The following is a 22139-nucleotide window of genomic DNA, read 5'->3' on the forward strand; positions in this document are numbered from 1 at the left end:
GGCTACTGCATAATTGCAGCAGGTTTAAAGTGTTACCGCGTCGTTTGTGCGTCCTGTTTGACGCGCGGCGCTGCAAGCGCCTCGGCGTCATCCAGCTTTTGCAGAAGGTCGATGAAAAGGTCAGGCACCGGCTCCTGCTCGATCGCGCGGTAGAGCGCCTTCAGCTTCGAGCCGATCAAGCCGTTCGGATCTGAGCCTCTCGCAGCCTTCGCCGTTTCCTCTTCCCCTACGCCACGCTCGTCCACAGGATGCTCCATCCCACAACCCCTAAGCCAGACAGCGCTCGAAACACCTCGAGCACGCATCGCTGTTGCCAGCTTCCCATAGGCCGAAAAACGTGTTCAAAACATTCACGTCTTTCGCAGGATGCTCATTGTCCTCAGAAAACAAGCGAATCACATCAGACCCAAGGAAGTACTTGATGTCACTTTCGACCCGTATTGCACCACACCTTCCCTTTCTCCGCCGTTACTCCCGCGCCGTGACCGGTTCGCAGGCGGCCGGAGACGGTTATGTGGCTGCAATTCTGGAAGCATTGATCGAGGACATCAGCCTTTTCCCGGAGGGTTCCAACGACCGCATTTCCCTCTACAAGCTGTTCTGCTCGCTGTTCGAGAAAGTCTCCGTCGACCGGACGGAGAACGTCTCTCCATTCGCCTGGGAACAGCAGGCTGCCGCCAATCTTTCGCTGATCGCGCCCGCGGCACGGCAGGCCTTTCTGCTCGTTTCGGTCGAAGGTTTCTCGATTGCCGATGCCGCCGAGATCATGGGGCAGAGCCAGGCGGCGTTTTCCAAGCTGCTGACGGTGGCCTCGGAAGACATTTCGCGCCAGGTGGCAACCGAAGTCCTGATCATCGAGGATGAGCCGCTGATTGCGCTCGATATCGAAGATATGGTGACGAGCCTCGGCCATCGCGTGACCGGCATTGCCCGCACGCATAAGGAAGCGCTGGATCTTTACCGCAAGACGGCGCCGAAGATGGTTCTCGCCGACATACAGCTGGCCGACGGCAGCTCCGGTATCGACGCGGTCAACGAGATCCTGAAGGATGCGGCGGTACCGGTGATCTTCATCACCGCCTTCCCCGAGCGGCTGCTGACAGGCAAGCGGCCGGAGCCCGCCTTCCTCGTGACCAAGCCGTTCAACCCGGACATGGTCAAGGCGCTGATCAGCCAGGCCCTGTTCTTCGACGAACACGCCCGCTCGACACGCGGATAAGCGCACACGCCTTAGGCCGGCAGCTGCCGTTCCGGCTGCTGCTCGCGCACCTCCTCGAAGATCGTCATGGCGATCAGCGACAACGGCAGCGCCAGCATCGCGCCGACCGCGCCCCACATCCATGTCCAGAAGATGATGGCGACGAAGACGAGGAACGGGTTGACTTCGAGCCTGTTGCCCAGGATCGACGGGATCACCAGATTTTCCATGACCAGATGCACGACGAAAAAGACGGCCGCCGGCGCCAGCGCCAGGAGGATGGCTTCGTGCGTCATCAGCCCGCCGACGAGCAGGGCCAGCGTCATCATGGTCACGCCGAGATAGGGTATGAAGCTGGAGACGAAGGCAAACAACCCCCAGAGCGGTGGCATGGCCAGGCCGCCGACCAGCGCGATGAGCATGGTGACGACGCCGAGCGCCAGATAGATTAGGCTCGCGATCGAAAAATACTGCGCCAGTGCGGTTTCGATCGCGTTCATGATCCGGATCGTGCTCAGACGTCGCTCCCGGCTGTTGAAGGCAAGGATGATGGTCCTGCGCAGATGCAGGCGACCTAGCAGGAAGAGCCCGAGTGCTGCAAGGAAAATCAGCGTCTGGACCAGGGCCGGCGTCAGCCCGGCGGCGACAACGCCGAGAACCGGACCAGCGTTCTTCATGACGGTGTCGGCAAGGGCTCCGTTGCCGGTTCCTCGCGCCACCGCCAGGCGCAGCCATTCGAAACGCTCGATGAAGGGTAACACACGTTCGACGACCCCCTCCGCCAGGGCCGGTGCCTTTTGCGCCAAGTCCGTCATTGGTCCGAGCAGGGCGCTGACCACCGAGGCGAGCCCAAGCACGAAGAACAGTGCCAGCAGCAGCCCACCCATGATCGGCGGCAGGCCGAACTTTGCAAGGCTGTCGGCCGCGCGTCCGAGCACGATGCCGACGACGACGGCGAGCGTGATCGGCATCAGGATCGTTTCCATCGAGTAGACGGCGGCTGAGCCGGCGATCACGAAGAGGCCGATGATGCTCCAGGCCACCATCAGGTCGATGCCGTCCCGCTTCGGCTCGGCGGGAAGTGCCGCCTCGACCGAGGCCTTTTCCTCCTCGGCGATGCGCTTCAGCTTGTAGTAAGCAGCCGTGTGCCCGGATGTGTCCAATGCCGTCCCTCGCCGTTGTTTGTCATGCGTCACGCCTAGAGCATTTTCCAGGAAAAGTGCGAAACGGTTTTCCGTCAGGAAATACGTAAAAGGAAAGAGATAGAGTGCGTCTGCGGCTCCGTCCAAACTGGAAACGCTCTACAGCGCCGCGCGTCTTATTAGACGCGCAAAGGTCGCTGTAGCACTTTGAATTGCGGACCGGATCACTCAGTGCCGTTCAGGCGGAAACACATGCAGGGTCAGCGACAGAAGCCCCAGGCCGAGGACGATGATGAGCAATGTGTGCGCCACGCCGACGGCTGTATGCGGGATGAACCCAAAACCGATCAACAGACCTGCAAAAGCAACCACGCAGACCCGCGGTAGCCAGTAGAGCATCGACAGCCCTCCCGTTTTTTTATGGAACCACAGGTAAACGTGCGGACTGGCGAATGGTTCCTGCCTGGGAGCCGCAGGTGGGGCGGTCGCGACAAAAGAAAACGCCGCCGTGCGTTGGGCACGGCGGCGGAAAGATAACATCACGCAAAGCCTTCTCGGCTTCGCCAAGCGCCTTAAAGCGTTTCCGGTTTAGACGGAACCGTAACAGCGCCGCGCAATTTTTGCGAGAGATGCTTTAGGCAGCGGCCGCGACGACGATTACTTCGACGAGGTATTCCGGCGTTGCAAGCTTGGCTTCGCCGGTGGCGCGTGCCGGGGTGTTGCCCTGCGGTGCCCAGGCGTCCCAGACCGAGTTCATCTTCGGGAAGTCGGCCATGTCCGCGAGCCAGATGGTGGCCGAGAGAATGCGGGTCTTGTCGGTGCCGGCGAGCGCCAGAAGACGGTCGACTTCGGCAAGCGCCTGCTTCGTCTGGGTCACGACATCGTCACCGGCATTGCCGACCTGGCCGGCGAGGTAGACGGTGTTGTTGTAAACCACGGCCTGGCTCATCCGGGGGCCGGTTTCGAAACGCTTGATTTCCATGATCGTGTTCCTGAAGTTGGGTCGAACGCTGATGGTTCGACCGAAAAGCGGCTGCCCGCCGCCGGAAGGCGAGAAGTGAATGGCGGCGCGAAAGCTCTACACCATCGGCCCGGCAAGGCCAAGAAGCCGGGGCGTTCTTTCCCCGGCCTCCTATTAGAGCGCTTCCACTTTAGATAGAGTCATGGAAACGCTCCATCTCCTACGCACTTCCGGACGGAAAACCGCTCCGCACTTTTCCTGGAAATGCTCTTGTTACACGGCGCCGAAAGGCTCAGGCCGCCTGTTTCTTGGCGAGCCGTGCCTTGATGCTGGCAACGTCGGCGCGCGGCGTCGCGGCAAACAGCGTCTTGGTGTAGCTGTGCTTGGGATCAGCGAAGACTTCGTCGCGGCTGCCGTATTCGACGGCCTCACCGAAATACATCACCATCACGTCGTCGGCGATATAGCGCACCACCGAGAGGTCGTGGCTGATGAAGACGTAGGTCAGTTGGAACTCGTCCTGCAGGTCCGCGAGCAGGTTCAGCACTTGCGCCTGAACCGACAGGTCGAGCGCCGAGACCGGCTCGTCCAGCACCAGAAGCTTCGGGTTGAGCATCAGCGCGCGCGCAATGGCGATACGCTGGCGCTGGCCGCCGGAGAACATGTGCGGGTAACGATTGTAGTGCCGCTCGTCGAGACCGACCTTCTTCAGCATCGCCATCGCTCGCTCGCGACGTTCGTCGGCGGGCGTCTTGGTGTTGATGATCAGCGGTTCGGTGAGGATGTCGCCGATCTTCTGGCGCGGGTTGAGCGAGCCATAGGGGTTCTGGAAGACGATCTGCACCTTGCGGCGCATCTCCGGCGTCAGGTCACCCTTGGTGATGTCGATCTTGTTGCCATCGATCAGCAGGTCGCCTGATGTCGCCGGATCGATCAGCGTCAGGATGCGGCCAAGCGTTGACTTGCCGCAGCCGCTTTCGCCGACGATCGCCAGCGTCTTGCCCTGTTCGACCGAGAAGCTCACGCCCTTGAGCGCATGCACGGTCTTGGCCTTTTTTATCAGGCCGCCGGGGATATGGTAGTCGCGCACCAGATTGCGCGCTTCGAGAACGACGGTCATCGGGCGGCTCCTTGAAGGCTCGGCTCATCGACGAAAAGTTCGGAGATGGTCGGCAGCCGGTCACCGGTCGCATTGTCCGGCAGGGCTGCCAGAAGCGCGCGCGTGTAGTTACTCTTCGGCGATTCGAACAGCGACAGGACGTCGGCTTCTTCCATCTTGCGACCCTTGTACTGCACGACGACGCGGTCGGCCGTCTCGGCGACCACGCCCATATTGTGCGTGATCATGATCAGGCCCATGCCATGCTCGGCCTGAAGCCGCATCAGGAGGTCGAGGATCTGCTTCTGGATCGTCACGTCGAGCGCGGTCGTCGGCTCGTCGGCGATCAAGAGCTTCGGGTTGCAGGCAATGGCAATCGCGATCATCACGCGCTGGCACTGACCGCCCGACATCTGGTGAGGATAGTGCCCAAGCCGTTCGGCCGGATCGGGAATGCCGACCGCCTCGAACAGTTCGATGGCGCGCTTGCGCCGCTGAGCCTTGTCGAGACCGAGGTGAATGCGCAGCACTTCCTCGATCTGGAAGCCGACCGTGAAGCACGGATTGAGGCTTGCGACCGGCTCCTGGAAGATCATCGAGATATCCTTGCCGATGATCTTCTTGCGCTCGGACGACGACATGCCGAGCAGGTCGCGTCCGTTGAACGTCAGCTTGTCGGCCGTAACGTTGGCCGTCCAGGGCAGGAGACCCATGGCCGCCAACATAGACACGGATTTGCCCGAGCCGGACTCGCCGACGATCGCCAGCACTTCCTTTTCATGAACCTTCATCGACACGCCGTCGACGGCGCGGAAGGGACCGGTGGCCGTCTGGAATTCGACGACCAGGTTTTCAATTTCGAGAAGCGCCATGATCAGGACCTCTTCAGCTTGGGATCGAGAGCATCGCGCAGGCCGTCACCCATCAGGTTGATCGCCAGCACCGTGACCAAAATTGCAACGCCCGGAAGCGTCACTACCCACCACTTGCTCTGGATGAACTCACGCGCTTCGGCGAGCATCGTGCCCCACTCCGGTGTCGGAGGCTGTGCACCCATACCGAGGAAGCCGAGAGCGGCGGCGTCGAGGATCGCGCTCGAGAACGACAGCGTCGCCTGGACGATCAGCGGCGCCATGCAGTTCGGCAGGATCGTCTTGAACATCAGGCGGCCGTGGCCGGCACCCGCCACCTTCGCGGCAATGACGTAGTCACGGCTCTTCTCGCTCATGACGGCAGCACGCGTCAGGCGCACGAAGTGCGGCTGGAAGACCAGTGCGATGGCGATCATCGCATTGGTCAGGCCCGGTCCGAGAACGGCGACCAGCACGAGGGCCAGCAGCAGCGACGGGAAGGCCAGGATGATGTCCATCACACGCATGATGACGGTATCGACCCATCCACGGAAGTAACCCGCGATCACGCCGACGAAAATACCGCCGACCAGCGAGAGCGTGGTGACGATGACGCCGACGAACAGCGAGAACTGGGTGCCGTAGATCAGGCGCGAGAGCATGTCGCGACCAACGGCGTCGGTCCCGAGCAGGAATTCGGCACGGCCGCCTTCCTGCCACACTGGCGGGATCAGCACCGCATCGCGGTACTGGGCGGTCGGGTCATGCGGCGCGATGATCGGCGCGAAGATCGCGAGCAGGACGAGGAACAGGAAGAACACAAGGCCGATGACGGCACCGCGGTTCTCGGAGAAATAGTACCAGAATTCGGCCAGTCGCGCCCGGCGGGACGGATCTGTCGAAACGGCGCTCGTTGCAGCAGCTTGAGACATATCGCCCTCCTTAGTGCCGGATGCGGGGGTTGATGAGACCGTAGAGCAGGTCGACGGCAAGGTTCACCAGCATGATGATGCCAGCAATGACCAAGAGGCCACCCTGAATGACGGCGTAGTCGCGCCGGAAGACGGAATCGACCATCCACTTGCCGATGCCCGGCCAGGAGAAGATCGTCTCGGTCAGGATCGCGCCGGCGAGCATGACGCCCACCTGCAGGCCGATCGTCGTGATGACCGGGATCATCGCGTTTCGAAGCGCGTGGACACCGACGACACGGAAGGTCGAGAGGCCCTTGGCGCGCGCCGTGCGCACATAGTCTTCCGAAAGCACTTCAAGCATCGCCGATCGGGTCTGGCGCGCAATCACCGCCAGCGGGATGGTGCCAAGCACGATCGTCGGCAGGATGAGATGGCTCACCGCAGACTTGAACGCACCCGCCTGCCCCGACAACAACGAGTCGATCAGCATGAAGCCTGTAACCGGCGGGAAGAAGTACATCAGCGAGATGCGGCCCGAAACCGGCGTCCACTGCAGGATGCCGGAGACCAGCATGATCAACAGCAGGCCCCACCAGAAGATCGGCATGGAGAAACCGACGAGTGCGGTGCCCATGATCGTCTGGTCGACGAAGGAGCCGCGCTTGATCGCCGCGATGACGCCGGCGGGAATGCCGAGCACGATCGCGAAGATGATCGCGCAGAGCGAAAGCTCCAGCGTCGCCGGGAACAGTTCGAAGAACTGGTCGATCACCGGCTTCTTCGTCACGATCGACGTGCCGAAGTCGCCCTGGACGACGCCCAAGAGATAATCGAAGTATTGGATCACGATCGGCCGGTCGAAACCGAGCGCGTGTGAAATTTCCGCATGCCGCTCCGGCGACATGACACGCTCGCCCGAAAGCAGGGCGACAGGATCGCCCGGAAGCATGCGAATGAAGGAGAAGGCAATGATGGAGACCCCGATGAAAGTCGGGATCAGGACCGCCAAACGCCCCAAGAGAAATCGAAACATGTTTTACCCCGCGCCACGTTGCCGCGCCGTTGTCTCCCGGCGCTGGCACCACTGCATGTTTCCTTGAACCCTTCGGATTCGAGGGCAAAAACATGCAGCAACTCAAATTGCTACAGCGACCTTTGCGCGTCTGACAGGACGCGCGCCACTGTAGTAGATGCAAAGAGGGGCGTTTGCCCGTGGCAAACGCCCCCTTTCGGATCAGTTCATTAGCTTACTCGACAATATCCACGCCGTCGAAGGCAAAATCGCCGAGTGGGCTCTGGACGAAACCTTCGACATTCTTGCGCATCGGAACGACCGACAGCGAGTGGTCGAGCGTTGCCCAGGGCGCTTCGCGCTTGAAGACGACCTGCGCCTCTTCGTAGAGCTTGGTGCGCTCTGCCAGGTCGGACGTTTCCTTGGCCTTCTTGACCAGGGTGTCGAATTCCTGGTTGCACCACTGAGCGCGGTTGTTGCCGCCGACAGCGTTGCAGCCGAGAAGGGTGTCGAGGAAGTTGTCCGGGTCGCCGTTGTCGCCGGTCCAGCCGAGGATGACGGCACCGTCACGGTCCTTTGCCTTCGACTTGTCGAGGTATTCGGCCCATTCGTAGGACACGATCTCGACCTTGACACCGATCTTGGCGAAGTCAGCCTGCATCAATTCGGCAGCGCGGCGGGCGTTGAGCATGTACGGGCGCGAAACCGGCATCGCCCACAGCTTCATCGACAGATCCTTGACGCCTGCGTCTTCGAGCATCTTCTTGGCTGCGTCGAGATCGTAGGTGTCGTCCTGGAGCGTGTCGTTGTACGACCACATCGTCGGCGGGATCGGGTTCGTTGCCGGCTGGGCAGCGCCCTGGAATACGGCATCGACGATCGCCTGCTTGTTGATCGCCTTGTTCAGCGCCTTGCGGACTTCCGGCTTGTCGAACGGAGCCTGCGTCGTGTTGTAGGCGAGGTAAGCAACGTTCAGACCGGCCTGTTCCATGACCTTCAGGTTCGGATCGGCCTTCATGGCCTGTACGTCGGCCGAGTTCGGGTACGGCATCAGGTGGCATTCGCCGGCCTGCAGCTTCTGGAAGCGAACCGAAGCGTCGGTGGTGATCGCGAAGACGAGGTCGTCGATCTTCTGCTTGCCACCCCAGTAGTCGGGGTTTGCCTTGTAGCGGATGACGGCATCCTGCTGGTAGGCGACGAACGCGAACGGACCGGTGCCGAGCGGCATCTGGTTCATCTGGTTCATCTTGCCTTCGGCCTGCAGCTTGTCGGCATATTCCTTCGACAGGATCGAAGCGAACGGCATGGCGATGTTGGCGAGGAACGGTGCTTCCTTGCGCGTCAGGGTGAACTTGACCGTCAGGTCATCGACCTTCTCGACCGACTTGATGACTTCCGGGAAGCCCATGCCGGCTGCGTATTCCCACGAAGCGCCGGTCACGTATTTGTTCCAGGGATTGTCGGCCTTGAGCTGGCGCTCATACGAGAACACGACGTCGTCGGCGTTCAGCTCGCGAGTGGGAGTGAAGAACTCCGTCGTCTGGAACTTCACGCCCGGACGCAGCTTGAACGTGTATTCAAGGCCGTCATCGGAAATGGTCCAGCTCTCAGCGAGGCCCGGCTCGGTTTCGGTCGTGCCCTTCTTGAACTCGAGCAGGCGGTTGTAGACCGTGTGCGCCGCTGCGTCGAACGTCGTGCCGGCGGTGTAGAGGCCCGGATCAAAACCCTCAGGCGAACCTTCCGAGCAGTAAACGAACGTTTTCGACCAGGCGGAGCCGGCCATCAGCGTGGCAAGCGCCGTCGCTGCGAAGAGTGTAGTGAGCTTTTTCATGAGCTTTGCTTCCCAGATTTGTTCTTGTTCTCGTATTTTCCTGACGCGGAATGACGTTTGCCCCCGGTCAAGGCCGGATGGAACGACATTTGGCGTCGCATTGCAATAAGTCGCCAAACAAATTTGTCTATGCGAAAAATTCCTCCTATGGCGGAGCCGGAAATCTGTCCACTGTTTTAGAATACCCTGACATTTCCAGGGGCTTTTTCGGCCGCTGCTCGGCCGGCGTGCAACATCCCGATCCGGCTTATCGGTGACGGCGTGACCGAAGTGCGACGGTGACAGGCGGGAGTGTGGAGCAGGTCACATGTGCCGACCGCATCCATCGTGCACCCGCCTTGCGTGTGTCGCTCCGGCCGGGCGATCGGCGATTCGACGAAAATCGCAAGAAACGGTCAATCCCAAGATAGTTGGGTAGAAATCCCCTATGTGATCGTGCAATAGAACCTGGACAAAATCTCGGGGGAGACAATCGACGTGCCAAAACGTCCTTGGGAGGGGGCGGCATCCGCCACTCGGCGCTTTCAACATCGCGGCGACGCGACCGCGAGACGACCATGATGATGCCGATCCGCAATTTCGTCACCGGCTTCATGCCGTTGATTGAGCCGGCCTTGCGAGTAGACTGCCGCCTCGCGACAAAAGGGTAGCGCACGCGTGGCACGTTTGCTGGAAAATCACAGGCGTTACGATCTCCGCGACGATCTGGAGAAAGCGCTCAACCGCGTCGACTTCTTCCGCATCTTTCACACGATGGCATTGCGGTTCGGCTTCAACCATTTCGGCATTCTGCAGCTCGGCAACGAGAACGACGCCTGCATGTTGTCCACCCGGCTCGTCCTGCACGATCTTCCGTCGGGCCTCGCGGAAGAATACGACAAGCGCCACCGCTTCGGCGATTCGCTTTTCTACAAAACCCTGCACACATCGATCATTTCCTCCGTCTGGAGGTCAGGCGATCGCGGCTGCGCCAATGGCCAGAACCTGCTGGTCCAGCTCGGCTTCGAGCTGCTCTTGAGCGTGCCGGTGCACGCGGCAGCGACCGGCGCGCGATACGCCGTCCTGTTTCTGGGCGACGGCAACGACATCGGCCGCTCCGAGCATTTCGAGCTGACCTATGACGCCGTCTGCGCCTTCGACTATTTCTATCGCATCGCGCTTTCCAACAAGGCCGGCATGGGCCTGACGCCGCGCGAGACGGAGATCCTCAAGTGGATCTCCCATGGCAAGACGGCAAGCGAGATCGCGCTGATCGTATCGGTGTCCGAACACACCGTGAATTCGCATACGGCGACAATCCTGAAGAAGCTGGATGTCGTCAATCGGACCCAAATGGTGGCGAAGGCGATACGCGAACAGATCATTCAGTGAAGCCGATCGACGGGGCGATCTGAACCTGGCGGCGTCGCAAGGCGGCCCCGCTGACAGCAGGCGCCGCAGAAACGATGCAAACTCGCCACCCCACCCGCTTGCCGATGACAGGCGCGCGCAGCAGAATGGCTCCCGGTCACTCAGGTACTTGGACGATCATGACACAAAAAGCCCATATCCTGCTCGTTGACGACGACCCTGCGGAGAACCTCATTCTGCGCGGGCTGATCAAGAAGGTCAGCACCATCGAGATCGAACTGCATTATTGCCAGACGATCGAAAGCGCCCTCGAATTCCTTCGTTCGGGCAAACCGGTGTCGATGGTGTTGATGGACAATCGCCTTCAGCCGCAGCGCGACTTTCGCGAAACCGTGCCGGCACTCCGGTACCAGGGCTTCATCGGCCCGATCGGCGTGATCTCGGGGTCGCTCGTCGAGCCCTATTTCCAGAGTCTGGAAGAGTACGGCGCGGATTTCCGGATCGACAAGTCCGAGATCGATCCGACGGCAATAGAGTTCATCCTGAGGGAATATCTGGCACCGAACTGAAGGGGCGGCCGGCGGCCGCTTTGAGCGGCTAAATCATGAGCGGTAGAGCTACGGCGCCGAGGTCATGACTGATACGCGGCGCCGCAAACGTCGGATCAGGCCGCAGTCGTCTGCGGGGCCTGCGGACGCTTGGTCTCTTCTAGGCCGAGCAGGAAGTTGATCTGGGGACGCGCCTTGACCAGATCGTCGATGGTGTAGCCCTGAAGCACCTCGAAGAAAGCGTTCAAAGCCTTGCGCAGAGCGGTATTGAGGCCGCAGCTGTCAACCAGCGGGCAATCGATTTCACCGGCTTCGAAGCACTCGGCCATCGCGAAGCTGTCTTCCGTGACCTTGACCACGTCGAACAGGGTGATTGCGGAAGCGGGCCTCGGCAGCCGTACGCCGCCGTTGCGGCCACGAACAGTCTCGACCAGGCCAGCGCGGGTCAGCGGCTGGAGAATCTTGAACAGAAACAGCTCTGAGACGCCATAGGCCCTGGCGATTTCAGGAATGCGGCTGAGCTTCTCGCCGTTTGCAGCGCAGTACATCAACATGCGAACCGCGTAGTTCGTTTGTTTCGTCAGTCGCATCATTCACTCCGAAATCGAGAGGTTTATCAAACCTTCATATAGGACGGATCGTAGTTTGGAACAATTCCAAAATACCAAAAAAGTCACATCTGCTTGATCGTTAACGGTTTCCCAGTTGACTGTTTGGTGGCTGCCGATCAAAAAGATGAGCGATTTTGTTAACTTAGCTCAAACCAAAAAAATGGAGGAAACCATGTCCGTTTCAAGAGCTGCAATGGGCGTATTGTCCCTCACCGCCAGCCTGTTCGCGTCCACTGCTGCCTGGGCCGATGGCGAGGTCAACATCTATTCCTATCGTCAGCCCGATCTGATCAAGCCATTGCTTGATGCCTTTACCAAGGAAACCGGCATCACGACGAACGTGCTCTTCCTCGACAAGGGCCTCGTCGAGCGCATCCAGGCCGAAGGCGCCAACTCGCCTGCGGACGTGATCCTCACCGTCGACATCAGCCGCCTCACTGAAGCCAAGGATGCGGGCGTGACGCAGCCGGTCGCCAACGAGACGATCAACAAGGACATCCCGGCGCACTTCCGCGACCCCGATGGCAACTGGTTCGGCCTGACGACCCGCGGACGCGTTGTCTACGCCTCCAAGGACCGCGTCGCCGAAAACGACATCACCTATGAGGAACTCGCCGATCCCAAGTGGAAGGGCAAGATCTGCACCCGTGATGGCCAGCACTCCTACAATATCGGCCTGTTCGCCTCGATGATCGCCCACAACGGCGAAGCCGAGACCGAGAAGTGGCTGACTGGCCTGAAGAACAATCTGGCGAAGAAGCCCGATGGCGGCGACCGCGACCAGGCAAAGGCGATCCTTGCCGGCGAATGCGATCTGGCGCTTGGCAACACCTACTATGTCGGTCTGATGCTGACCAACGAGAAGGAGCCGGAACAGAAGGAATGGGCGGCGGCTATCAAGGTGCTCTTCCCGAACGCCAAGGACCGCGGCACGCATGTGAACATTTCGGGCATGGCACTCGCCAAGAACGCCCCGAACAAGGACAATGCGTTGAAGCTGATGGAATTCCTGTCGGAAGGCGAAGCGCAGAAGATCTACGCCGAGCAGGTATACGAATATCCGGTGCTGCCGGGTGCCGAGCCCTCCGACGTGGTCAAGTCGTTCGGCACGATCAAGCCCGACGAACTGCCGTTGGCCGACATTGCAGCCAACCGCAAGAAGGCATCGGAACTGGTCGACAAGGTCGGCTACAACGACGGCCCGCAGGACTGATCCTACTGCATGTTTCCTTAAATCCCATTCGATTTAAGGATCAAAACATGCAGCAATTCAAAGTGCTACAGCGACCTTTGCGCGTCAAATTAAGACGCGCGGCGCTGTAGCCATCGCGTGAATTGGAAACAGCGGGCCGTGTGCCCGCTGTTTTCGTTTTGATGACAGCGTCGCGCCTTGTGTGGGGAAGCCGCTCGACGGACCAGAGGGCTACTGAGCCTGCGCCCTCAGTTCGCCGGCATAATCGAGGATCGCCTTGCGCCGTTCCGGTGTGCCGGGATGGGTCGCAAGGATGCTGGTGTCGGAACTGTCGCCAAGCTCCTTTTCGAGCAGGTCGAAGAACCGTGCGATTGCCGTCGGATCCCGCCTGGCTTTCAGCATCAGTTCCACCGAATGCCGATCTGCTGCCGCTTCCGCGCTACGCGAAAAGGAGAGCGTAAGGAGACCGGCACCCTGCACCAGAATGTCCTCAGCACCGGAGCCGATGTCGCCACCGATCATCATGACCAGCCCAGCGACGCCCGCGGCGCGGTAGATCTGGCGCAGGCTATGCTCGAGTTCGACATGACCGATCTCGTGCGCCAGCACGCCGACGATCATTTCGGTATCGTCGCCGGCAAGCTCGATCAGCTCATCGGTAACGATCAGCGTGCCGTCGGGCAGCGCGAAAGCATTCGGGCCGATGGTCCCGCCCATGCGGAAGTTGAGGGTGTAGCCACCCTCGCCGCGATCGGACAGCCGTGCGATCGCGTTGAACCCCTCACGGATCTTGTCCTGGCGCTCAATTGCAAGCGCCGACGTGTCGAGCAGCGTGCGATCCATCGTCTCCATGGTGCTTGCCGACATGATCTTCGGCACGATCGGCGGCGTCACCAGCACGGCGATTTCGACCAGCGCCGGTACGGCATAACGATAGATGGCCACGCCGCTGAGCACGGTCGCCAGGACGACCGCGATCAGGCGCGGGTGAAAACGCTCCCATTCGTGGACGAGATTGGTTTTTCCCTTGCGTTTCAGGAAACGATCGACGGCGTCGTTGTCGGTCGTCTCGAACAGAGAACCATCGGGAAACTCGATGCGACGCGGAATGGCGCCGACGCGCGCAGAAATATCGACGGCAGCAAGTGCTCCACCTGCAAGTTCGGCGCCGGCCTCATCCAAAGCCTTGAGGCCACCGCCATCTTCGATCAGCCGCGAGGGCACCGACCGGCTGGAACCGGCCGGATGCCACTCGCCAACAGCAATCTCCGTGCCGTTAGAAGCCAAAGTCGAACCCTTCGAAGTCCATGAACTCCGAACCGACGGCCGAACCTTCCTGGGCGATCCGGTCGAACATCTCGCCGACATTGCCTTCGAAATGGACGCCCGTGTGTTCATTGACATAACGCGCCATGCGCACGGCTGCCCAGGGACGCATAAGGCCCAGCGTGAAGATGGTGACGATCATGTTGGTAATCGCGATCCAGGCGTAACGGCCCCGCGACAGGTCGCTCGTCAACTGATGCTTGCCGTCGAAGGTCGTTGCCGACCAGGCGACGTTGCGCACGCCGGCACGGTAGAACAGCGCCGCGACCCCGAAGATCGAGAGGAATGCAATGTAGGCGATGACGAACAAGGCAATCATCGAAACGTGCATTCCCAGCGTTGCCTCAATGGAGCCGTCGAACAACGACATGATCACGGCCAGATTGAGGAAACCAATAAAGGCAATGATCAGCAGGCCAGCGACGATGATGGCCGCCGACAGGAACCACGACTTGTAGATCGCACCGACGGAAGGATCGGTCGCGAATGCCCGTTGCCCATAACGCAGGTTGCTGCCGATGTAGCGATAGGACCAGCGGCTGGCGAGCGGCACCAGGATGCCAAGTGTGAGGACCGAAATAACCGGACCGACGATGAAGGCGAGAAACGCACCGCCGACGCCGCCGACGAAATCGAACCGCACATTGCGATAGCTGGTCACGCGGGCACTGAAGCGCAGGCCCCTGACGACCAGCCATGGCACGAAGGCCACCAGCAACAGGGCAAGAATGATGCCGGCGATCGGCACGACGTTCAGCATGACGTTGTAGAAGATCAGGTAAGCGAAAACGATCACCCGACCGATCAGGATCTGCTTACCCTTTGCGTGATATTCGAAGGCGCGCCCGAGAAGCACCGTGTTACCGTAGAAATAGCGGTTGCGGCGGACCTTCGCCCAGGCGGAATAGATGCCGAGCGTGATGATCGTCAGCAGCACGTTGACGATCCAGATGCCAAAATACTCTTTTCCGCTACCGGTAAACGACAGACGGTGGAAATTGTCCGGTACCCTCTGCGTCAACGTCCCTTGCATCGACGCCGTTTCGGCCACGACCATGATAAAACCTCTCTCAATGAAATCAGCTTGCGGCAGCCCGCCATCACACAGGCGCCGCGTTGCGACAGATTGACGTCAATTGTGAACCCAGCGAACTGTGGCTATCCCCCGGATGAGCCTTCCATGCAAATGAACGGTCGAAATGCCTGCAATATTCGACCAAGGCGCGAATCAATTTTCCGCCGCCTCGGGCATATCAAATTAGTTGCAGTGCAACATGACATGCAACAGAAAAGGGTCTTTCGAAGGGGCCCCGGCATGCAAAAAAAGGCCTCTCGAAGGAGGCCTCGGGCACGCAACAAAAAAGGGCCTCCCGAAGGAGGCCCTGGAGGCGGGAGGATCTTTATCCCGTCATTACTTCATCGTCGGCATGACGAACTCGGCACCGTCCTTGATGCCTGACGGCCAACGCTCAGTGATCGTCTTGGTCTTGGTCCAGAACTTGATCGAGTCCGTGCCGTGCTGGTTGAGGTCGCCGAAGGACGAGGACTTCCAGCCGCCGAAGGAGTGGTAGGCGAGCGGAACCGGGATCGGAACGTTGACGCCGACCATGCCGATGTTGATGCGCGAGGCGAAGTCACGGGCAGCATCGCCATCGCGGGTATAGATCGCGACGCCATTGCCGTATTCGTGCTTCATCGGCAGGTCGAGGGCTTCCTCGTAGTTCTTGGCGCGAACAACCGAAAGGACCGGTCCGAAGATTTCGGTCTTGTAGATATCCATATCCGGGGTGACGTGGTCGAACAGGCAACCGCCGACGAAGTAGCCGTCCTCATAGCCCTGGAGCTTGAAGTCGCGGCCGTCGACCACGAGTTTCGCACCCTGCTCGAGGCCGCTGTCGATCAGGCTTCTGATGCGCTTCTCCGCTTCCTTGGTGACAACCGGGCCCATGTCGGCCTTCTCGTCGGTATAGGGGCCGATGCGCAGGCTTTCGACCATCGGCGTCAGCTTGGCGATCAGGCGGTTGGCAGTGTCCTCGCCAACGGGAACGGCAACCGAGATAGCCATGCAGCGCTCGCCGGCCGAGCCGTAGCCGGCGCCCATCAGCGCGTTGGCGGCCTGGTCCAAATCGGCGTCCGGCATGATGATCATGTGGTTCTTGGCGCCGCCGAAGCACTGGGCGCGCTTGCCGTTCATGGCAGCCGTGCCGTAGACGTAGCGGGCGATCGGGGTCGAGCCGACGAAGGATACGGCCGAAATGTCGGGGTTGGTGAGGATCGCGTCGACCGCGCCCTTGTCGCCATTGACGACGTTGAGGATGCCGGCCGGCAGACCTGCCTCGATCATCAGTTCGGCCAGGCGGACCGGCACGGACGGATCACGCTCGGACGGCTTCAGGATGAAGGCGTTGCCGCAGGCGATCGCCGGGGCGAACATCCACATCGGGATCATGGCGGGGAAGTTGAACGGCGTGATGCCGGCGCCGATGCCGACGGCCTGGCGGATCGAGTACATGTCGATGCCGGGGCCGGCACCTTCGGTGAACTCGCTCTTCTGCAGATGCGGAATGCCGATGACGAATTCGCAGACTTCCAGGCCGCGCACGAGATCGCCCTTGGCGTCTTCAATCGTCTTGCCGTGCTCGCGCGAGAGGATCTCGGCCAGCTCGTTCATGTGGGTGTTGAGAAGTTCGACGAACTTCATGAACACGCGGGCGCGGCGCTGCGGGTTGGTGGCTGCCCACTTCGGCTGCGCGGCCTTGGCGCTGGCGACGGCAGCGCCGAGTTCCGCGTCGCTTGCCAGCGCCACGGTGCCCTGCACTTCGCCCGTTGCCGGGTTGAAGATGTTGCTCGTGCGCCCGCTGGTGCCGGCGACGCGCTTGCCATCGATGAAATGACCGAGTTCGTACATGGATGTCTCCTCCTGATCTTGATTGTGGCGGCATGATCGCACTACGATTTGAACAAAGCAATTTCCGATATTCAGCAACCGTTGTGCGCAAATTGAAGTCCATAGGGATCAGAAACATGAATTGGGACGACGTGAGAATGTTTCTGGCGGTCGCGCGCACCGGGCAGATCCTTGCCGCCTCCAAGCGGCTCGGCCTCAACCATGCCACGCTCAGCCGGCGGGTGACCTCGCTTGAGGAAACGCTGAAGACCCGTCTCCTGGTGCGCAGGCCGAACGGCTGCGAACTGACGGCCGAAGGCGAGATCTTCCTGGCGGCGGCCGAACGCATGGAAACGGAGATGCTGGCAGCACAGTCGCAGATCGGCCGCATCGACACGGCGATCGCCGGGACGGTACGCATCGGCGCGCCGGATGGATTTGGTGTCTCCTTCCTCGCGCCGCGCCTCGGGCGGCTGACGGCGCGCTATCCGGAACTGAAGCTGCAGCTCGTGCCGGTGCCCCGCTCCTTCTCGCTGTCGCAGCGTGAAGCCGATATCGCCATCACCATCGAAAGGCCGGAACAGGGACGCCTGGTCTCATCGAAGCTTACCGACTACACGCTCGGTCTCTACGCCTCCTCGACCTATCTTGCGCAGCACGGCACGCCGCAAACGATCGACGACCTCAAGCACCATCGCCGCATCGGCTATGTCGAGGACCTGATCTTCACGCCGTCGCTGAATTTTTCGGCCGAGATCATGCGCAGCTGGGATGCCGCCTTCGAAATCTCGAGCGCCACCGGGCAGACGGAGGCGGTGCGCTCCAGCGCCGGCATCGGCATCCTGCACAACTACATCGCCCGGCACACGCCGGAACTCGAGCGCATCCTGCCTGAAACCACAATCCGGCGTGCCTACTGGACCACCTACCACGAAAGCGCCCGCGACCTGGTGCGCGTGCGCACCGTGGCGGCCTTCCTGCAGGAGCTGGTGACCGCGGAGCACCAGATGTTTGCCTGACCGCGCTCCAGAGCTACAGCGCCGCGCGTCTTGTTAGACGCGCAAAGGTCGCTGTAGCACTTTGAATGGCTGCATGTTTTTATCCTTACATCGAAAACGATTTTAGGAAACATGCAGTGGAGCGATCCCGGACGATTGCGCGCCGGCGAATGTCTCTACCCACAGAATCCAACGCGGCGGTCTGGCGCGTTTTTCGCTGTCAATGTGCGACTTGTGAAACTGCCGACATCAATTCTTCGGGATTCAGCGCCCGGCACATATTTTGGCCCTGGCCATCAACTTCCGTGAAGCTCCAACGCACCACACCTTCTCGATCGAGCAGGAACTGGCCAATGAGTTGCATATGGCCGGGTACCCTCACCTGCTGATCGGCTTCTGTGATTTCGTACCCATCCTTCTCGCTGAGAAGGTCGCCCGCGGTCGCCGGATCCATCGGTTCAGGCAATTCACCCGGCCGATCGACCCGCATCGTCATGACCACGTCCATTCCAACCTTGCGTGGCCAGTCGGTCTCATTCTCCGTAAACTCGAGGAGGGGTAAGCCGAAGGCGCGGTGTGAAGCTCGCTCCGGGTCCGATGCAGCAAGAAGACCGGGTATCGGATGATAGCGGAAATAGAGTCGCGCGCGCTCGACCGGGGTGTTGACCACCGCCAGAGATTCGACGCCTTTTTCGCGCAGAGCCGTGTTGAACTGTGCCATCGCCGCGACATGGCGTCGGCAGAACGGACACAGCAGGCCTCGAAACAAACCGACCAACAACGGGCGACGGCCGCGAAAATCATCAAGTGCGATCTTCCCCTCGCGTGAGATCGCATCCAGCACAAAGTTCGGAGCCTGGTCGCCCGGTTGTAACGGATGATCCAGATAATGTGCAGACATGGTCAACCTCCTCGCCCGAAGGACCAATGAAGAAGAGGCAGCACAAGACGTACTTCAAAGAGCCCGTACTGGGCGCAAACGTCCTGCTCCAACGCAGAGAGCTCTCGGCCTCCGCCATGTTGCCGAGGTCGAAATCAAGCGCCGCAGGGCCTGACCTCTCGCCATACAGCGCCGCGCGTCTTATTAGACGCGCAAAGGTCGCTGTCGCACTTTGAATTGCTGCATGTTTTTTCCTTAAATCGAATAGGATTTAAGGAAACATGCAGTAGCGTACAGCCAGGATCGACCTGAGAATGGCCTCACATTGGCCCACGAGCAAGCAGTAAACAGCGAATCGTCATCCGTGCCACGGGACGGCACGGCGGCGAGGTCGAATGGACCTCCTGACACGCGCCTTCCCTGGTTAGATAGACACTCCGGCCTCGCGGAGTCCGTCCGCCAGTCGATCGAGCACAGTGGGATCCCGGTAAGGCAAGGCCCGCTTGAGGTGGTTGATGGAAAAGTTCGGGTTAACCTCGAACACTTCGCGCCAGTAGCGGCGCGCCTCCTCGTGGCGCCCGGTGCGACCATAGAGGCAGGCGAGATAAAAGCGCGTCATGTCCGATCGCGGCGCAAGCGCCAGGCGGCGCTTGAAGGCGATCTCGGCCTCGCCGAAACGGCCGAGGTTCAACAACGTCCGACCCAGGAAATGCAGCGACAGGTCGAATTGCGGATCGAGCCGATGGGCCCGTGTGTAGAATGGCAGCGCGTCTTCGTACCGACCTTGGAAATCCCGTATCGTGCCAAGTGCAGTATGGCAGCTCGCGGAATTGGGATCGAGTTCGATCGCCCTTTGAGCGGCATGCTCCGCTTCGTCGAAGTGCCGCATCCAACAGTGCGCGAGCGAGAGAGCGTGATGGCCATGCGGCTCGTTATCGTCGATATCGACGGCCCTTTGTGCCAGCTCCAAAGCGCGTTCAAGATCGTCGGCCGTCCCGCCGTTCCACCGATTGATGAAATCGGTCAAGGCGATGATCGCGAGAGAAGCGTAGGCAGCCGCAAGCCCCGGATCGATGGCGATGGCACGCTCGAGCATGCTGCGCGCCTCCGCGGACGATACGGCGTTGAACTGCAGAATCGCCTGGCGGGAACGGACGAGCAGATCATAGGCTTCTGGATCGACCTTGCCGAGGCTCCCGCGTCGCTCTTCCTCGCCGGTTGTTAGCTTCACCTTGAGCGCGGTGACGATGGTGCGGGTCACTTCGTCCTGAACCGCAAAGATATCTTCAATTCCCCGATCGTAGCGCTCGGCCCATAGATGACCGCCGGTCGTGCCGTCGATCATCTGGGCATTGATGCGGATTCGATCAGCGGCCCGGCGTACGCTGCCTTCCAGGACATAGCGGACGCCAAGTTCCCGGCTCACCTTGCGGATATCTGGCGCCTTGCCCTTGTAGGCGAAAGAGGAGTTGCGGGCGATCACGAAGAGGCCGGAAACCTTTGAGAGATCCGTGATGATGTCCTCGGTGATGCCGTCGGCGAAATACCCCTGCTCCGGGTCGCCGGACATGTTGTCGAACGGCAGAACGGCTATCGATGGCTTCTTTGGAAGCTGCGGCGGGGCTTCGGTGGCAATCTTGACGGGATCGTTTGTGCGGTCGTCCGGCGACCACGTCCAGATATGCACCGGGCGTTCGATGTTCTTGACCTCGTGATGACCGCTGTCGACGAAGTCGAGGTCGATGCGACCATGCACATATTCATGAACACCATCCGCAATGGCTACGCTGCCAGGCCTGGCAAGCGCCTCGATACGCGCCGCCACATTGACCCCATCGCCGTAGAGATCGCTGTCGGCGACCATGATGTCGCCCAGGTTGACGCCGACGCGAAGCACGATCGCCAGGTCTGCCGGCACGTCCTTGTTGGCGGCTGCCATGGCCCGCTGAAGTGCCGCGGCGCATTCGACGGCGTTGACGGCGCTGGAGAACTCGACGAGCACGCCGTCGCCGGTCCTCTTGAAGACGCGGCCCTGATGTGTGGCGACGAGTGGCTCCAACACCTCTTTCCATCGCGCCATGAGCTGCGTGTAGGTGCTTTTCTCGTCACGCTCCATGAGCCGGCTGTAGCCGACTACGTCAGCCGCCAAAATGGCAGCGAGCCGCCGTGTGATGGGTTCGTTGGCCATGGACAATGGCGCCTTCCTGGGGCGCCTTCCTGGCGCCCATTGGCGAAATTTTACTGGCGTCTTGCTCCCATGTCCATTCGGCTTGAAGCCGATTGGTCGATATCCAACATCGTGGCAGGGCGCGCCAACCTCCACTTGTGTGGCGGTTCCAAAAAATGTCAGCTTCAGGGTGCGATCCGGGCCTCAGGAACGACCGGTTCGGGTCGATGGCGGAGATGGACACAGCGACGTTTGGAATTCCGTTCCTGCCTTAAGCGGATTTAAGCGTTGGAACACCAACCCGCACCGTCGATTGTGGTGCATTTGTCGTCCAAATATCCGGAGAACGTCGATAGAGACGGAAGCAGGTGCGCGAAAAGCGCTTAATATCAGATAGATATAAAGAGAATGGTACGGTTGGGGGGTCTCGAACCTCCGACCTCAGGTGCCACAAACCTGCGCTCTAACCAACTGAGCTACAACCGCACAAACGAGCGACATCAGTCGCTTGGCGGCTCACATACGGAGACTTCCGCCGCTTTGCAAGCCTAAACTTGAGATTATCCTGCAAAAAGACCGGATGGCAAGCCACCCGGTCCCATTCATGCCCAGCGCGGCCAGGGGCCGGCGCGGATCAGACCTTCTTGAAAGAAGACATCGCCTTTTCAGCGGCTTCCTTGCCAGGCTTGGTAACATTCTCAGCAACCTTCTTGGTTGCTTCCTGCATCGACTTGGTCTGTTCGACGGCAAGTTCAGCCTGCTTGCGGAAGAAAGAGGTCTGCAGCTCGACGAATTCGGACAGCGACTTCACACCGAGCAGCGCTTCCATGTGCGAAAGCGAGTTTTCGGCATTGGTGCGCAGGGCGTCGATGGCCTTGAGGCCGAGTTCAACGCTACCGGTCTGGGCGCTTTCAAGCGTCGCTTCGACGGTCTTGCTTGCTTCCTCGGCAGCGGTCTTCATCTTGGAATAAGCGTCCTTCGACTGGGCAGCGCCCTTTTCCGCGAAGTCGCGGAAGCTGTCGGCAACCTTTGCCGGGTCGAAAGAGGAGAAGGAAAATGCGTCGTCGATCTTCTTGGTAGCCATGAATGCGCTCCTTGGTGTCAGGGCCCTCTTTTGAGGCGCCGTTGATTGATGCACACTATATAACCGATCCTATTGTGCATTGCAATAA

The 22139-nt window shown here is 60.4% G+C and carries 21 protein-coding genes and 1 tRNA gene; 5 read left to right on the forward strand and 17 right to left on the reverse strand.

The genetic code is table 11. The features are described from left to right. Positions 1-32: 32 nt before the first annotated feature. A complete protein-coding gene (locus ASD02_RS00960; protein WP_025426009.1) occupies positions 33-257 on the reverse strand; it encodes a NepR family anti-sigma factor in 225 nt (74 codons plus the stop codon). A gap of 164 nt (positions 258-421) precedes the next feature. Here ASD02_RS00960 and ASD02_RS00965 point away from each other — a divergent pair, with 164 nt between their 5' ends. Beyond that, on the forward strand, positions 422-1219 hold the full coding sequence (locus ASD02_RS00965; RefSeq protein ID WP_025426008.1) for a response regulator: 798 nt from the start codon (positions 422-424) through the stop codon (positions 1217-1219). 11 nt (positions 1220-1230) lie between these two features. Here the strand turns inward: ASD02_RS00965 and ASD02_RS00970 are convergent, their stop codons facing one another. The 8 genes from ASD02_RS00970 to ASD02_RS01000 form a co-directional block, all read right to left on the reverse strand. Then, positions 1231-2361, reverse strand: coding sequence for an AI-2E family transporter (locus ASD02_RS00970; RefSeq protein ID WP_025426007.1), 1131 nt, complete (start codon positions 2359-2361; stop codon positions 1231-1233). Between the two features lie 207 nt (positions 2362-2568). Continuing rightward, positions 2569-2883, reverse strand: a complete 315-nt coding sequence (locus tag ASD02_RS37915; protein WP_144239133.1) for a hypothetical protein — start codon at positions 2881-2883, stop codon at positions 2569-2571. 91 nt (positions 2884-2974) lie between these two features. After that, positions 2975-3322 carry a RidA family protein gene (locus ASD02_RS00975; RefSeq protein ID WP_025426006.1) on the reverse strand — a complete coding sequence of 116 codons (348 nt, stop codon included), beginning with the start codon at positions 3320-3322 and terminating at the stop codon, positions 2975-2977. Positions 3323-3593: 271 nt separating this feature from the next. Further along, entirely contained in the window at positions 3594-4421 is an 828-nt protein-coding gene (locus tag ASD02_RS00980; protein WP_025426005.1) for a dipeptide ABC transporter ATP-binding protein, read from the reverse strand. Beyond that, positions 4418-5272, reverse strand: coding sequence for an ABC transporter ATP-binding protein (locus tag ASD02_RS00985; RefSeq protein WP_025426004.1), 855 nt, complete (start codon positions 5270-5272; stop codon positions 4418-4420). The genes ASD02_RS00980 and ASD02_RS00985 overlap by 4 nt, the downstream gene beginning before the upstream one ends. Before the next feature lie 2 nt (positions 5273-5274). After that, positions 5275-6183: an ABC transporter permease subunit gene (locus ASD02_RS00990; protein ID WP_025426003.1), complete on the reverse strand. Its 909-nt coding sequence runs from the start codon at positions 6181-6183 to the stop codon at positions 5275-5277. 10 nt (positions 6184-6193) lie between these two features. Continuing rightward, the gene (locus ASD02_RS00995; RefSeq protein ID WP_025426002.1) at positions 6194-7198 is read right to left on the reverse strand and encodes an ABC transporter permease subunit; all 1005 of its coding nucleotides are present in this window, start codon (positions 7196-7198) and stop codon (positions 6194-6196) included. A 214-nt stretch (positions 7199-7412) separates the two neighbouring features. Then, positions 7413-9008, reverse strand: a complete 1596-nt coding sequence (locus ASD02_RS01000; protein ID WP_025426001.1) for an ABC transporter substrate-binding protein — start codon at positions 9006-9008, stop codon at positions 7413-7415. A 657-nt stretch (positions 9009-9665) separates the two neighbouring features. Here ASD02_RS01000 and ASD02_RS01005 point away from each other — a divergent pair. Further along, positions 9666-10379, forward strand: coding sequence for a helix-turn-helix transcriptional regulator (locus ASD02_RS01005; RefSeq protein WP_057221820.1), 714 nt, complete (start codon positions 9666-9668; stop codon positions 10377-10379). 158 nt (positions 10380-10537) lie between these two features. Further along, positions 10538-10927, forward strand: coding sequence for a response regulator (locus tag ASD02_RS01010; protein ID WP_025425999.1), 390 nt, complete (start codon positions 10538-10540; stop codon positions 10925-10927). A gap of 95 nt (positions 10928-11022) precedes the next feature. On the opposite strand, the gene rirA is transcribed toward ASD02_RS01010, so the two are convergent. Next, positions 11023-11496: an iron-responsive transcriptional regulator RirA gene (rirA, locus tag ASD02_RS01015; RefSeq protein WP_025425998.1), complete on the reverse strand. Its 474-nt coding sequence runs from the start codon at positions 11494-11496 to the stop codon at positions 11023-11025. A 193-nt stretch (positions 11497-11689) separates the two neighbouring features. Between rirA and ASD02_RS01020 the strand changes: the two genes are divergently transcribed. Then, positions 11690-12730, forward strand: coding sequence for a Fe(3+) ABC transporter substrate-binding protein (locus ASD02_RS01020; protein ID WP_025425997.1), 1041 nt, complete (start codon positions 11690-11692; stop codon positions 12728-12730). Between the two features lie 210 nt (positions 12731-12940). On the opposite strand, the gene ASD02_RS01025 is transcribed toward ASD02_RS01020, so the two are convergent. From ASD02_RS01025 to ASD02_RS01035, 3 genes are all read right to left on the reverse strand, one after another. Continuing rightward, positions 12941-13996, reverse strand: coding sequence for a M48 family metallopeptidase (locus tag ASD02_RS01025; RefSeq protein WP_025425996.1), 1056 nt, complete (start codon positions 13994-13996; stop codon positions 12941-12943). After that, complete coding sequence (locus tag ASD02_RS01030) at positions 13986-15068, reverse strand: YjgN family protein (RefSeq protein WP_051509196.1); 1083 nt, start codon at positions 15066-15068, stop codon at positions 13986-13988. The genes ASD02_RS01025 and ASD02_RS01030 overlap by 11 nt, the downstream gene beginning before the upstream one ends. A 378-nt stretch (positions 15069-15446) precedes the next feature. After that, positions 15447-16943: a CoA-acylating methylmalonate-semialdehyde dehydrogenase gene (locus ASD02_RS01035; protein ID WP_025425994.1), complete on the reverse strand. Its 1497-nt coding sequence runs from the start codon at positions 16941-16943 to the stop codon at positions 15447-15449. A 116-nt stretch (positions 16944-17059) separates the two neighbouring features. On the opposite strand from ASD02_RS01035, the gene ASD02_RS01040 reads away from it, so the two are divergent. Beyond that, positions 17060-17941 (forward strand): LysR family transcriptional regulator, encoded by an 882-nt coding sequence (locus tag ASD02_RS01040; protein WP_025425993.1) that lies wholly within the window; start codon positions 17060-17062, stop codon positions 17939-17941. A gap of 199 nt (positions 17942-18140) precedes the next feature. On the opposite strand, the gene ASD02_RS01045 is transcribed toward ASD02_RS01040, so the two are convergent. From ASD02_RS01045 to ASD02_RS01065, 4 genes are all read right to left on the reverse strand, one after another. Then, a complete protein-coding gene (locus ASD02_RS01045; RefSeq protein WP_025425992.1) occupies positions 18141-18821 on the reverse strand; it encodes a peroxiredoxin-like family protein in 681 nt (226 codons plus the stop codon). Positions 18822-19224: 403 nt separating this feature from the next. Then, a complete protein-coding gene (locus ASD02_RS01055) occupies positions 19225-20988 on the reverse strand; it encodes an adenylate/guanylate cyclase domain-containing protein (protein WP_057221819.1) in 1764 nt (587 codons plus the stop codon). Between the two features lie 388 nt (positions 20989-21376). Next, positions 21377-21453, reverse strand: a tRNA-His gene (locus ASD02_RS01060). Between the two features lie 148 nt (positions 21454-21601). Next, the gene (locus ASD02_RS01065; protein WP_025425989.1) at positions 21602-22051 is read right to left on the reverse strand and encodes a phasin; all 450 of its coding nucleotides are present in this window, start codon (positions 22049-22051) and stop codon (positions 21602-21604) included. Positions 22052-22139: the final 88 nt, after the last annotated feature.

Origin of the sequence: Ensifer sp. Root1252 (assembly GCF_001425885.1) — a bacterium.
GTDB classification, from domain to species: domain Bacteria; phylum Pseudomonadota; class Alphaproteobacteria; order Rhizobiales; family Rhizobiaceae; genus Ensifer; species Ensifer canadensis.

Coding starts and splice junctions, on each gene's coding strand:
- ASD02_RS01040 (WP_025425993.1), top strand. CDS start 17,060: ATGAATTGGGACGACGTGAGAATGTTTCTGGCGGTCGCGCGCACCGGG.
- ASD02_RS01010 (WP_025425999.1), top strand. CDS start 10,538: ATGACACAAAAAGCCCATATCCTGCTCGTTGACGACGACCCTGCGGAG.
- ASD02_RS01065 (WP_025425989.1), bottom strand. CDS start 22,051: ATGGCTACCAAGAAGATCGACGACGCATTTTCCTTCTCCTCTTTCGAC.
- ASD02_RS00975 (WP_025426006.1), bottom strand. CDS start 3,322: ATGGAAATCAAGCGTTTCGAAACCGGCCCCCGGATGAGCCAGGCCGTG.
- rirA (WP_025425998.1), bottom strand. CDS start 11,496: ATGCGACTGACGAAACAAACGAACTACGCGGTTCGCATGTTGATGTAC.
- ASD02_RS01055 (WP_057221819.1), bottom strand. CDS start 20,988: ATGGCCAACGAACCCATCACACGGCGGCTCGCTGCCATTTTGGCGGCT.
- ASD02_RS00985 (WP_025426004.1), bottom strand. CDS start 5,272: ATGGCGCTTCTCGAAATTGAAAACCTGGTCGTCGAATTCCAGACGGCC.
- ASD02_RS01020 (WP_025425997.1), top strand. CDS start 11,690: ATGTCCGTTTCAAGAGCTGCAATGGGCGTATTGTCCCTCACCGCCAGC.
- ASD02_RS01045 (WP_025425992.1), bottom strand. CDS start 18,821: ATGTCTGCACATTATCTGGATCATCCGTTACAACCGGGCGACCAGGCT.
- ASD02_RS01000 (WP_025426001.1), bottom strand. CDS start 9,008: ATGAAAAAGCTCACTACACTCTTCGCAGCGACGGCGCTTGCCACGCTG.
- ASD02_RS00965 (WP_025426008.1), top strand. CDS start 422: ATGTCACTTTCGACCCGTATTGCACCACACCTTCCCTTTCTCCGCCGT.
- ASD02_RS00980 (WP_025426005.1), bottom strand. CDS start 4,421: ATGACCGTCGTTCTCGAAGCGCGCAATCTGGTGCGCGACTACCATATC.
- ASD02_RS00990 (WP_025426003.1), bottom strand. CDS start 6,183: ATGTCTCAAGCTGCTGCAACGAGCGCCGTTTCGACAGATCCGTCCCGC.
- ASD02_RS01035 (WP_025425994.1), bottom strand. CDS start 16,943: ATGTACGAACTCGGTCATTTCATCGATGGCAAGCGCGTCGCCGGCACC.
- ASD02_RS00960 (WP_025426009.1), bottom strand. CDS start 257: ATGGAGCATCCTGTGGACGAGCGTGGCGTAGGGGAAGAGGAAACGGCG.
- ASD02_RS01030 (WP_051509196.1), bottom strand. CDS start 15,068: ATGCAAGGGACGTTGACGCAGAGGGTACCGGACAATTTCCACCGTCTG.
- ASD02_RS00995 (WP_025426002.1), bottom strand. CDS start 7,198: ATGTTTCGATTTCTCTTGGGGCGTTTGGCGGTCCTGATCCCGACTTTC.